Raw genomic sequence first — 12,022 nt, 5'->3', positions numbered from 1 at the left:
GCAGACTTCCACATCACGGCAGGCAGGATCATGACCACACATTCGCGCGGCGTTTCCGCAACGATCGACCCGGTGAAGCTCGACAGGCTGGCCGAGGTCGCCATCAAGGTCGGACTGCAATTGCAGCCCGGACAGGATCTGGTGCTGACCTCGTCGATCGCCGCCCTGCCGCTGACCAGGCGCATCGTCGAGCACGCCTACAAGGCCGGTGCCGGACTGGTGACGCCGATCTTCAACGACGACGAGATGACGCTGGCGCGCTACCGCTTCGGCGCCGAAGCCAGCTTCGACCGTGCCGCCAGCTGGCTCTATGAAGGCATGGCGAAGGCTTTCTCGAACAACGCTGCCCGGCTCGCCGTGCGCGGCGAGGATCCGTCGCTGTTGTCGGCGCAGGATCCGGCAAAAGTGGCGCGCGCCAACAAGGCCAATTCCATGGCCTACCAGCCAGCACTGGAAAAAATCACCGGCTTCGACATCAACTGGAACATTGTCGCCTATCCTGACCTCGCCTGGGCCAAGCAGGTGTTTCCCCATGACGCCGACGATGTCGCAGTGGCGAAGCTCGCCGATGCCATTTTCGCGGCGTCGCGGGTCGATGTGGAAGACCCGATCGGCAATTGGAAGGCGCACAATGCGGCGCTGCGCGGCCGCACCGAGTGGCTCAACGGCCATAACTTCCACGCCCTGCACTTCACCGGACCGGGCACCGACCTGACAGTCGGGCTGGCGGACGGCCATGAATGGATGGGCGGCGCCTCGACCGCCAAAAACGGCATCACCTGCAATCCCAACATCCCGACCGAGGAGGTCTTCACCACGCCCCATGCCAGGCGCGTCGAGGGCCATGTCTCCTCGACCAAGCCGCTGTCTTACCAGGGCACGCTGATCGACGAGATTTCGGTACGGTTCGAGGGAGGCAGGATCGTCGAGGCCAAGGCGTCGAAGGGCGAGGATGTGCTGAAGAAGGTGCTCGACACCGACGAGGGATCGCGGCGTCTCGGCGAAGTGGCGCTGGTGCCGCATTCCTCGCCGATCTCGGCCAGCGGCCTGTTGTTCTTCAACACGCTGTTCGACGAAAACGCGGCCTGCCACATTGCACTCGGCCAGTGTTATTCGAAATGCTTCGTCGACGGCGCCTCGCTCAGCCAGGACGAGATCGCCGCGCGCGGCGGCAACAAGAGTTTCATCCACATCGACTGGATGATCGGCTCGGACAAGATCGACATAGACGGCGTCCACAAGGACGGAAGCCGCGTGCCGGTCATGCGCAAGGGCGAGTGGGCCTGAGGGCAGAGTTGCGGAGGGTCCGGTGGCCTTCGATATCGCCGTCAAGCGTATCTACGAAACACCCGACAACGCCGACGGCCAAAGGGTGCTGGTCGATCGCATCTGGCCGCGCGGCGTCAGCAAGGAACATGCCGCGCTGGCGCTGTGGCTGAAGGAGATCGCGCCGAGCGATGGGCTGCGGAAGTGGTTCGGGCACGAGCCGCAGCGCTGGGCGGAATTTCGGGAGCGGTACGGGGCTGAGCTGGACGGGAATGGTGAGGCCGTGGCGCAACTGCGCGACCTGCTTCGTCACGGCAAGGTAACGCTGCTCTACGGCGCGCATGATGAGGCGCACAACAATGCGGTGGCGCTGGCGGGGTATCTGCTTCGTCATCCTCGGGCTTGACCCGAGGATCCATGCCGTGACGCCTCTCCTAGATGCGACGGAGCAGAACCTGCACCGCTGCAACGCTTAGAAGTCACGGCATGGATCCTATGGTCTGCGCCGCGTCGCTTCGCTCCTTGCTTCGCCATAGGATGACGAAGTGAGAGGTAAGGCGCTCTACTCCACCGCCTGCTCATAAACGTCCGGCTTGAAGCCAACCAGAACCCGATCGCCGAGCTCAAGCACCGGCCGCTTGACCATCGTCGGCTTGGCCAGCATCAGCGCCTTGGCCTTCTTCTCATCGAGGTCTTGCTTGTCCTTGTCCGCCAGTTCGCGGAATGTGGTACTGCCCTTGTTGAGCAGCTTTTCCCAGCCAACCTTGCCGACCCAGCCATCCAGCCGCTTGGCGTCCAGCCCGTCCGCACGAAAATCGTGAAAACGATAGGCCACGTCATGGCTCTCCAGCCAGACGCGCGCCTTCTTGACCGTGTCGCAGGTGGTGATGCCATAGATCGTAATCGTCAAAGCGCGCTTCCCTTGGGCTGGCAGTCGAATCCGTCCCACAGCCTAAAACCGCCCTTCCCGCTTTGCCAGCGCACACGCCTGCATCGCCGGAATTTTCGGGCAACAACCATGAAGAGATGGGCTTTTTCGATGGCTGGGGCACCGTGGCCGATTAGCTTGCCGAGTATGTGAAGACGGTTTGAACCTCCCACATGGCGGCACCGTCCCTGCCGCCATGCTTGTTTCTCGAAGCGAAGAGCCGACTCCGAAGCCGGAGTTTCCGGCCTCAAGCCGGAGTTTCCGGCCTCAGTAGTAAAAGCGCTCTTCGGTGATCTTGCCGTTCTTGACCGTGTAGAGGCCAACCTCGTCCATGGTGACACGCTCGCCGGTGGCCTTGGGCGTGACGTCAAACTTGAAGCGCAGCGCGAACTGGTCGCCATTGACATAAGGACCTTCGACCGAGCCGCCATGCACTTCATGGTTTTCCTGCCACCACTGGCTCTTCTGCCTCAGTGCCTCCTTGCCATGGCTGACGGCCATCGGGCCCTCCATGGCTTCGTAGCTGGCGATATCATCGGCATTGTACTTTTCAGCAGCACCTGCGTTGTCACCCTGCTTGAGGAGCTCGGTGAAATCCTTGGCAATTTCCGCGATGGTCATTTGTGTTCCTCCTGTTCAGACGCACTGCAATTAGGGAAGAGCCCGCCCGTCTGCCACCTGTTCCCACATGACAGCTGACAAGGCGTGTCAGGACGATGAATTGCAGGAGCGCGGGCAGCGGCCTCGGTTGCAGACGCAAGCCAATTCCGCAATGCTGGATGCATGTGCAACCTCTACAACATCACCACGACGCAAGAGGCGGTCCGCCAATGGACGCGCGCGCTGCGCGATCTCAGCGGCAACCTTGAACCTTCCGTTGACATCTATCCCAATCAGCCCGGCCCGGTCGTCCGCAACACGGCAGACGGGAAGCGTGAGCTGGCGAAACTGCTTTGGGGGTTGCCGACGCCACCAGAGCGCATGAAGGGTAAGGCCGACTACGGCACGACCAACGTTCGCAATCCACAATATTCGCACTGGCAACAGTTTGTCGGGGTCGAGCACAGATGCGTCGTACCGGTCACCAGTTTTGCCGAACCCAGCCCGACACCGAGCGACAAGGACCCAGACACAGGCATCCAGCGCAATTACTGGTTTGCCCGTGACGAAAGCCGGCCACTGTTCTTCTTCGCCGGCTTCTGGACCCGTTGGCAGGGTGTTCGAAAGGTCAAGGACGGACCCGGCGACTTCGAGTTATTTGCCTTCATGACAACCAAGCCTAACGCCCTCATCGCGCCGATCCATGAGAAGGCTATGCCGGTAATCCTGACCACGTCGGAAGAGACCGAGGCCTGGCTGACAGCACCCTGGGCAGAAGCACGGCATTTGCAGCGAACAGCGCCAGACAACGCGTTGGTGATCGTTGAGAAGCCAGCCACACAAATCAAGTTTCCGCAGCAGGCACCGGCCCAAGGGTCTCTGTTCTAGGCTGAAGGGATAGCCGCGTTCCTCATTCCTCGTCTCGCCATATCACACGGCGAACCATGCGGATTTCGACAAGGCGTCTCACACGAATTTTCAAGCGCTCGGCAGCACTCGGCAAAATTATGTCGGCATCAAGCTCGCGAAGCTTGCAACGCTCGCACCGCATATGCCGTTCGACATCCCAAAAGGGAATGTCACCGACAAGTTTCGCAAGGTCGCCGGGCAGATAGTGCCGAGTGATGTTGCAGTGCCGGCATCGGACTCGAATGAGTTGCCCCACTTCGTGCGCGAGGCATAGGGTTTGCACATTTCGGCGCGGTCGGGTGCTCAATTCCGGCATCAACTAATTTAGGAATGTCTTCCTAGCTTAGTCAATTCCTACTTAATTCCATGATCGTTTGTTCACATGTCGATCAGACCTGCCCTGCCAGCGACTGTGCGACAACCTTGCGAAGGCGGATGAGGCTAGCTCGGCAGCATGGGGCAGTTGGCGCCACGGCGCAGGCTGACATGCGCTACGTCGCCAATGCTGAATTGAAACCCCTCGGCCTGGCGCGGCGCATCGATCACCACCGGCAATCCCTGCCCCAGTTCAGCATGCAGCCGCAAGGTACGGCCGTGGAAGACTATGCTGTTTACCCGCGCCGGCGCGGTTCCTTCGGTCGCCTCGGTGGCTGCCAGCAAATCCTCCGGACGCACGCCGATGGTGCGCACCTCGCCTTCGCCGGGTGACTGGCCGGTTTCGGAGGTAGCCTCCAGCGGCAAGGTGCCGGCGGTGAAACGCAAACGATCGCCATCGCGGCCGACAAAGCGCGACTGCAGCAGGTTCATGGTGCCGATGAAGCTCGCCACGAACTTCGTCGCAGGCCGGTCATAGAGCGTCGCCGGCGGCGCGATCTGCTCGATGCGGCCCTTGTTCATGACGACGATGCGATCGGAGATCGACAGCGCCTCGGTCTGGTCGTGGGTGACCATGACGAAGGTGGTGCCGAGCCGCGATTGCAGCCGCTTCAACTCGACCTGCATCTGTTCGCGCAGATGCGCATCGAGCGCCGACAGCGGCTCGTCGAGCAAGAGCACGCGCGGCTCGCAGACGATGGCGCGAGCGAGCGCCACGCGCTGGCGCTGGCCGCCCGAGAGTTCTGGGACACGGGCGCGAAGCTTGTCGGCGAGACCGACCATGTCGAGGGCTTCACCGACACGCTTTGCCTGCTCGGCGCCCGACAGTTTTCGTAGCGACAGGCCGAAGCCGACATTTTCGGCGACGTCCATATGCGGGAACAGCGCGTAATCCTGGAACACCGTATTGACCGGCCGGTCGAAAGGCCGGAGCGCCGTGATGTCGCGGCCGTCGAGCAAGACCTTGCCGCTCGACGGGCTTTCGAAGCCCGCGATGACGCGCAGGCTGGTGGTCTTGCCGCAGCCCGACGGTCCGAGCAGCGTGATGAACTCGCCGCTGACAATGTCGAGATCGACGGCATCGAGCCCGACGATGCCGCCGGGAAAAACCTTGGAGACCGCCTGCAACCGGACCAGTGGATCAGGCGCCATCGCGAACCTCGGAGGGTTTTGTGGTGTTGACCCAGAGGATCTGGCACTGCTCGGCGCCGGGATTGCGGAAGGCATGCAGCAGCGTGCTCTTGAAGGCAAAACTGTCGCCGGTCTTCAGCCCGTATTTTGTCGAGTCCACCACCAGTTCGACCTCGCCCGCCAGCACATAGCCGAATTCATGGCCGGCATGGGCGTAGGCTTCCGCCGTGCCGCCGCCGGCTTCCACCGCCACCAGCATGCCGGTCAGCGTCGCGCCAGGCGGCGACAGCAGCGCCTTGGCGATGCCTTCCGACTTGACGGGAATGGAGCGCCGCTTGTCGGCGCGCACGCAATAGAGATCGTTGACGGCATCATTGCCGTCGGCGATCAGCGCAGACGGCTCGATGTCGAGGGCGGCGGCGAGCGGCCAGATCACCTTGACGCGCAGCGAGGACATGCCGCGCTCGATCTGGCTCAGCGCACCGATCGACACGCCGGCTTTTGCCGCCAGTTCGGCCAGCGACAGGCGGCGCTCCAGCCGCAGCGCCCGCACGCGTCGGCCGACGCGAACATCGGCGTCGTCCTTGGGTTTTTCGGCGGCCTCATCAAGCATGTCCATGCGTCGGTCCTCGTTTGCTTCTTCCTTCTCCCCTTGTGGGGTGAGAAACGGTTCGCGCAGCGAACGAAAAGCCAATTGCTTGGCTTTTCGAGTTTCGAACGCCCTGAGCCTGCGAAGGGCCGGGCGCGGTAGCCGATCCACCCTGCCGGGTCCCCGCTGCATCGCAGCGTCCCGGCGTTCGCCGGCCTTTCATCGTGCCACTGGCACGATGAATTCGCTTACGCGAACCGGCCGCTCACCCCACAAGGGGAGAAGGGGAGCCTCACCCGCCAGCCTTCACTTTCTCGAACATCTTGGCCACATCGTCGTTCTGCTTCATCGGCCCGGTGAAGATGGTGCTCTTCAGCATCACCTCGGGATCGGACGGCAGCTGCAGTTTCTCCAGCTCGTCCTTCGCCACGCCAGCAAAGGCAGTGCTCAGCGAACTGCCATAGCCGTAGGACTGGATCAGGAATTTGCCCGAATCGGCGTCGAGCCGGCTGTTGATGAAATCATAGGCGAGATCGACATTCTTGGCGTCTTTCAGCATGACGAAGCCGCAGGCCCAGGTCAGCATGCCTTCTTTCGGCTTCATGAACTCGACCGGCACGCCCTGTTTCTTCAGCGAGGTGGCCGACGCATTCCAGGTCATGGCGGCGACCAGCTGGCCGCTGGCAAGCGCCTGTTCGACCGAGGTCATGTCGGTGGTGTAGCTCGACAGCAGCGGCCGCTGTTCACGCAGTTTTGCCGCGACCTTGTCCATCTGCTCCGGGGTCATATCGAACGGGTTCACCCCGGCCAGAAGCGCGGCAACGATCGGCGTGTCGTGCACTGCGTCGATGGTCGCCATGCGGCCTGCATATTGCTTGTCCCACAGCAGGTTCCAGCTCGCTTCCGGGTTCTTCACCAGATCGGTGCGGTAGAGGATGGAAGTGTTGCCCCAATCCCACGGCACCATCCACACCTTGCCGTCGCCGGCCTGCAGATCGGGCAGGTTCTTGAACACCGGGAAGATCGAATCCCAGTTCTTGATGCGCTTGGTGTCGATCGGCTGCAGCAGGCCTTCCTTGTTCCAGCGCGCCACCTTGTCATAGCAGGGATGCGCGATGTCGGGCCGGAAGCCGGCCTTGACCTTGGTGAAGGCATCGTCGTCATCGCCGAAGATCGAGGCCTCGACGCCGTCGGGGTGCGCGGCGAGGAAGCTCTTGTTGAAGTCGGGCAGTTCGTAGCCCGACCAGGTGAAATATTGCAGCTTCTCGGCGGCAAGCGCCACGGTGGAAGACAGTGCGAGCGCCAGCACGGCGAGGCCGGCGCGGGCCTTGTGTCCGCTTATCGATGTCAGGTGGAATGTCATTTTCGTTCTCCTCTCATTGTTATGGTCAGGCTGGATTGCGGCGCGCGGCGCCGAGCCCGCGATGGCGCAGGATTTCGGCGGTGCCGGCGATGATGAAGGATGTGGCCAGGATCACCGTCCCCAGCGCCATGACGGTCGGGAGCGAGCGGGGGAAGCGCAGCTGGCTCCAGATGTAGAGCGGCAGGGTCGGATCGGTGCCGGCGAGGAAGAAGACGACGATGAATTCGTCGAAGGAGATCAGGAAGGCCAGCATGAAGGCCGACAGCACGGCGGGCAGGCTGAGCGGCAGCATGACGCGCCGGAACGTCGTCCAGTCGGAAGCGCCGAGGTCGAGCGCCGCCTCGCGAACGGTCCGGGGGATGGCGGCGAAACGGCTGCGCATGACGACCACGGTCGTCGGCAATGCCACCAATATGTGGCCGAGCACGATGGCGACGCGCGATGGCCCGAGGCCGATCAGGTTGATCAGGATCAGCAGCGATATGCCGACGATGACGCCCGGGATGAGGATCGGCAGCCGGGCGATGCCGCTGATCGTGGCGGCCAACGGCGAGCGGCCATAGAGGTCCATATAGGACACGGTGATGCCGCACAGCGTTGCACCGGAAGCGGCGACGGTGGCGATGACGAGACTGTTCACGAGCGCGCCGGACAGCGCCGGATTGCTGTAGAGCGTCTGGTACCACTGCAGCGTGAAGCCCTGCAGCGGAAACGCCGCTTGGATGGAATCGTTGAAGGAAAACAGCGGGATCAGCAGGACCGGCAGATAGAGAAACACCAGATAGGCAAGCACGTAGAGGCCGAGCCAGCGGCCATCGCGTTTTGTTCCGGCGCGTTCGGCTTTCATGTGCGGCTGCCAAATCTGCGGTCCGCGCTGCGCGCGACCAGCACCACGGCGAGGATGACCAGCATGACGCAGACCGAAAGTGCGGCGCCGAACGGCCAGTCATTGGCCTTGCCGAACTGCGACTGGATCAGCGTGCCTATCATGGTGCTGGCCGGGCCGCCGACCATGGCCGGCGTGACATAGTCGCCGACCGTCGGCACGAAGACGACGAGCGCGGCCGCCAGCACGCCCGGCATCGAATTCGGCAGCACGACGCGGCGAAACGCGGTGAACGGCCGCGCGCCGAGGTCGGAGGCAGCCTCGAGCAGCGATTTCGGGATCGTGTCCAACGCCACATAGATCGGCAGGATGGCGAAGGGCGCATAGGCGTGCGCCAGCGTGACGACCACAGCGGCCGGCGTGTTGAGAAAGGCCAGTGTCGGCTCCGACCAGATGCCGCTTTCGATCAGCGCCGAGTTCAGGACGCCATTATAGGCCAGTACGATCTTCCAGGCGAAGACGCGCAGGAGATAGCTGGTCCAGAACGGCAGCGTCACCAGGAACAAGAGCAGGCCGCGCCGCCGCCCTGCGTGGAAGGCAAGGTAGTAGGCGACGGGATAGGCGGTGACGACGGTGGCCAGCGTCACCAGACCGGCGATAACCAGCGAGCGCAGCGTCACCGTCCAGTAGAGCGGATCGGTGGCCACGGTGACGAAATTATCGACGGTCAGCCCGACGCCGAGCAGCGAGCCGTCATTGCCGCGAAAGGCGAGGAACAGCACCAGGCCAAGCGCGAACAGGATCAACAGGAAGGTGACCAGCCCCCCCGGCAGCAGCATGGCGAGCCGGAAGCCTGATGAAGACCTGGCCTCTGGTGCTTGTGCCGCAACTAAGGTCGACATCGACCTGCCCATCGAATTTGAAATTCGCTAACAGTTTTTCATATTCATGAAACTGTCAAGCAAAATCCGGCTTTTCTGAATTGGTCGCCCATCAACGCCCCACCGACTGCCGGAACGATTGGGGCTTTGCCCCGAATGGTCGAAAAAGCCGCAGCCGACCTGGGAAGCCTGCCGTTCTCGGCCGCGTCAGTCAGGTAATCTCATCCGAACCGTTTGGTCGGTGTGCCTCCAACGCCTGCGCGCACCGCGAACAACCCGCCCTCCCGCGGGTTTGCCCGCAAATGTCTCTCGCTCATGGTAAACCGCGCCGAGGTGACGAAGAGGATATCGAAATTCTCGCCGCCGAAGGTACAGCTCGTGGGCCAGCTGCAGGGCAGCTCCACCACTTTGTCCAGAACTCCGTCAGGTGAAATGCGCACCAGGCAGCCGCCCCCCGCAACGCGACAGTTCCAGACATAGCCCTCCGCATCCATGCACGACCCGTCCGGCAGGCCGCGTGAAAAGTCCGAGAAGAAAGGGCGCCTGTCGGTTATTCGCGATCGCACCCTGTCCCAGTGATAGCGAAAGATCTGGTTCTTCATCGTGTCCGCCGTGATGAAGGTATCATCCGCCGTCCAGACCATCGTGTTGGTGATGCCGAAGCGATCGGCACCGAGCGCCTCGACAATGCCGGCTGTGTCGACGCGATAGATCCGCCCCGCATCTCGCGAAATATCGCGTGGGCGATCGTCGGGGCCGATGTTGTTTTCCATGGTGCCGACCCAGAATGAGCCGTCCGGGGCGACCACGCCCTCATTCAACCGTGTGTCAGGGCTGTCCGGTTCGATCGTCGCGATCGTCCTGAAGGCTTCTGCGAAATCCCACAGAACCACATCCTTTCGCAACCCGACGATCGCGCCACCGTCCCTGCGCAGGCCAATTGAGGTTGCGAGGTCCGGTGTCGACCAACTCTGATGATCGCGAGTAACCGGATCGAGCTGGTGGATGCGTTGCCCGATGATGTCCACCCAGACCAGTGCCTTCCTGTTCTCATCCCAAATCAGGCTTTCACCGACGATATCCTGGGCATCAAACACGAAGCCTGGCTGTCTTTCTCCTCTGTCCACTCCCGCTCCCCTCCAAAATGTCGTGCGGTCAACCGCTATTGACAGACAAGATTTCACAAAGCTATAGGCATTTCAATAAAACATGTCATACAGGTTTGGGAAAAATGGTAAGCGATCGCGGCATAGGGCCTGACGAGACAAATCCCGGGCTGGTGAGCGCCGCCATTCAGGCGATCACCCAACACATCCGTGTTGAAGGCCTTGGCCCTGGCGACCTCTTGCCCAGTGAAGCCGACATGACCCGCAAGCTCAGTGTCTCGCGGACGGTGGTGCGGGAGGCGTTTCGATCGCTGTCGGCGATGCGTCTCATCGACATGAGCGCCGGGCGGCGCGCGAGCGTGGCCAAGCTCGACATTGGCGCCATGTCGATGGTGATCGAGCACGGCGTCACGACCGAACAGATCAGCGTCCAACAGGTTTATGATGTGCGCCGCACCATCGAAATGCGCACGGTGGCGCTCGCAGCACTACGCCGGACCGACGCGGAGGCGGCTGAAATACAGAAATGCGCGCAGCTGATGCGCGAGAATTACCGTGCGCCCGAGATCGTCATGGAACACGACATCGCATTCCATGAAGCGATCGCGCGGGCCTCTCACAACCCGGTGTTTTCGTTGATCATCAAGGCCTTCAGCGGTGTCACGCGACGCACCTGGGTGATCGGCTGGCGTACGCGTGCAACCGAGGAAGAGCAGATCAAGATGATCGAGGGGCACGCAGATATTGCTCGGGCGATCATCGCGGGGAACCCGCAACTTGCCGCCGAACATATGGCGGCGCATTTCGATAAAAGCGTCAAGGCATTGATCGACGCGGGGATCGCATGAAAATCCACTCGCTTGAGACCATTCGTATCGAAGAGCGGCCCAATCTGCTCTGGATCGAGGTGCATACCGACGAGGGCATCACCGGCCTTGGCGAAACCTTTTTCTTGGCCCGAACGGTCGAGGAATATGTCCATGAATATGTCGCGCCACGCGTGATCGGCCGCGATCCACTGCAGATCGATCTGCTTTCCGCGGATCTGGTCGGCTATCTCGGTTTCCGCTCAAGCGGGGTCGAAGTCCGCGGCAATTCGGCTTTCGACATCGCGCTCTGGGATATTTTCGGCAAGGCCATGAACCAGCCGATCGCGCAGCTCCTGGGAGGCTTTTCGCGGCAGTCCATCCGTACCTACAACACATGCGCGGGCACCGAATACATCAAGGACGGCAAGGGACAGACCACCGCGAATTATGGTCTCGGCACAAGGCAAGGCTACGATGACCTGAACGGGTTTCTCCACCGCGCCGACGAATTGGCGGCGGAGCTGCTCGAGGACGGCATCACGGCCATGAAGATCTGGCCTTTCGACCATGCCGCCGAGAAAAGCCGGGGGCAAGACATCACCGCCGGCGACCTCAAAGCCGCGCTGCAACCCTTCGAAAAGATCCGCAAAGCTGTCGGCGACAAGATCGACATCATGGTCGAGTTCCACTCCATGTGGCAGCTCTTGCCCGCGATCAAGATCGCCAAGGCGCTCGGGCCTTATGGCACGTACTGGCATGAGGATCCCATCCGCATGGACAGTCTCGCCGATCTCAAGCGCTATGAGGCCGCGAGCCCGGCACCGATCTCGGCGTCGGAAACCTTGGGCAGCCGCTGGGCATTCCGCGACCTTCTGGAGACCGGCGCCGCGGGCATCGTCATGCTGGACATTTCCTGGTGCGGCGGGCTTTCCGAAGCACGCAAGATCGCCGCGATGGCGGAGGCCTGGCATTTGCCGGTCGCGCCGCACGACTGCACCGGGCCGGTGGTCCTGGCGGCGTCCACGCATTTGTCGCTCAACGCGCCCAACGCACTCGTCCAGGAGAGTGTGCGGGCATTTTACAGGACCTGGTACCGCGACCTGGTGACCGCGCTACCGGAAGTCAGGGACGGCATGATCACCGTGCCGCCCGGCCCAGGCCTCGGGCTGCAACTCAATCCCGACCTCGGTCGGGCCTACACCGTCCATCGCCGCGTCTCCGACAAGACGGACATCTGAA

13 protein-coding genes are annotated in these 12,022 nt (G+C 62.2%); 5 read left to right on the top strand and 8 right to left on the bottom strand.

Going from position 1 to position 12,022, the window contains the following annotated elements; translation table 11 throughout:
* Window positions 1–30: 30 nt before the first annotated feature.
* Window positions 31–1,287 (top strand): aminopeptidase, encoded by a 1,257-nt coding sequence (locus tag MAFF_RS30150; RefSeq protein WP_044551513.1) that lies wholly within the window; start codon window positions 31–33, stop codon window positions 1,285–1,287.
* 22 nt (window positions 1,288–1,309) lie between these two features.
* Window positions 1,310–1,672, top strand: coding sequence for a DUF488 domain-containing protein (locus MAFF_RS30145; RefSeq protein ID WP_010914814.1), 363 nt, complete (start codon window positions 1,310–1,312; stop codon window positions 1,670–1,672).
* 156 nt (window positions 1,673–1,828) lie between these two features.
* Here MAFF_RS30145 and MAFF_RS30140 read toward each other — a convergent pair whose 3' ends face one another.
* Both MAFF_RS30140 and MAFF_RS30135 read right to left on the bottom strand, forming a co-directional pair.
* Entirely contained in the window at window positions 1,829–2,176 is a 348-nt protein-coding gene (locus MAFF_RS30140) for an ArsC family reductase (protein WP_010914813.1), read from the bottom strand.
* Between the two features lie 285 nt (window positions 2,177–2,461).
* The gene (locus MAFF_RS30135; protein ID WP_010914812.1) at window positions 2,462–2,815 is read right to left on the bottom strand and encodes a SnoaL-like domain-containing protein; all 354 of its coding nucleotides are present in this window, start codon (window positions 2,813–2,815) and stop codon (window positions 2,462–2,464) included.
* A gap of 162 nt (window positions 2,816–2,977) precedes the next feature.
* On the opposite strand from MAFF_RS30135, the gene MAFF_RS30130 reads away from it, so the two are divergent.
* On the top strand, window positions 2,978–3,682 hold the full coding sequence (locus MAFF_RS30130; protein ID WP_010914811.1) for an SOS response-associated peptidase: 705 nt from the start codon (window positions 2,978–2,980) through the stop codon (window positions 3,680–3,682).
* Window positions 3,683–4,144: 462 nt separating this feature from the next.
* Here MAFF_RS30130 and MAFF_RS30120 read toward each other — a convergent pair whose 3' ends face one another.
* The 6 genes from MAFF_RS30120 to MAFF_RS30095 form a co-directional block, all read right to left on the bottom strand.
* On the bottom strand, window positions 4,145–5,230 hold the full coding sequence (locus MAFF_RS30120) for an ABC transporter ATP-binding protein (RefSeq protein WP_010914809.1): 1,086 nt from the start codon (window positions 5,228–5,230) through the stop codon (window positions 4,145–4,147).
* Window positions 5,220–5,828 carry a cupin domain-containing protein gene (locus MAFF_RS30115; protein ID WP_044551511.1) on the bottom strand — a complete coding sequence of 203 codons (609 nt, stop codon included), beginning with the start codon at window positions 5,826–5,828 and terminating at the stop codon, window positions 5,220–5,222. Before MAFF_RS30115 ends, MAFF_RS30120 begins: the two co-directional genes overlap by 11 nt.
* A 262-nt stretch (window positions 5,829–6,090) precedes the next feature.
* A complete protein-coding gene (locus tag MAFF_RS30110) occupies window positions 6,091–7,161 on the bottom strand; it encodes an ABC transporter substrate-binding protein (RefSeq protein WP_010914807.1) in 1,071 nt (356 codons plus the stop codon).
* A gap of 25 nt (window positions 7,162–7,186) precedes the next feature.
* Complete coding sequence (locus MAFF_RS30105) at window positions 7,187–8,008, bottom strand: ABC transporter permease (RefSeq protein ID WP_010914806.1); 822 nt, start codon at window positions 8,006–8,008, stop codon at window positions 7,187–7,189.
* On the bottom strand, window positions 8,005–8,889 hold the full coding sequence (locus MAFF_RS30100; protein ID WP_080512125.1) for an ABC transporter permease: 885 nt from the start codon (window positions 8,887–8,889) through the stop codon (window positions 8,005–8,007). The genes MAFF_RS30105 and MAFF_RS30100 overlap by 4 nt, the downstream gene beginning before the upstream one ends.
* 200 nt (window positions 8,890–9,089) lie before the next feature.
* Window positions 9,090–9,995 carry an SMP-30/gluconolactonase/LRE family protein gene (locus tag MAFF_RS30095; protein ID WP_010914804.1) on the bottom strand — a complete coding sequence of 302 codons (906 nt, stop codon included), beginning with the start codon at window positions 9,993–9,995 and terminating at the stop codon, window positions 9,090–9,092.
* Between the two features lie 104 nt (window positions 9,996–10,099).
* Between MAFF_RS30095 and MAFF_RS30090 the strand changes: the two genes are divergently transcribed.
* Window positions 10,100–10,822 (top strand): FadR/GntR family transcriptional regulator, encoded by a 723-nt coding sequence (locus MAFF_RS30090; RefSeq protein WP_044549704.1) that lies wholly within the window; start codon window positions 10,100–10,102, stop codon window positions 10,820–10,822.
* The gene (locus MAFF_RS30085; protein ID WP_010914802.1) at window positions 10,819–12,021 is read left to right on the top strand and encodes a mandelate racemase/muconate lactonizing enzyme family protein; all 1,203 of its coding nucleotides are present in this window, start codon (window positions 10,819–10,821) and stop codon (window positions 12,019–12,021) included. The genes MAFF_RS30090 and MAFF_RS30085 overlap by 4 nt, the downstream gene beginning before the upstream one ends.
* The last annotated feature ends 1 nt before the right edge of the window (window position 12,022 follow it).

The organism is Mesorhizobium japonicum MAFF 303099, assembly GCF_000009625.1.
Classification (GTDB): Bacteria; Pseudomonadota; Alphaproteobacteria; order Rhizobiales; family Rhizobiaceae; genus Mesorhizobium; species Mesorhizobium japonicum.
Note: the sequence above shows the minus strand (reverse complement) of the source record. Positions and strands in the feature narration are given on the sequence as shown.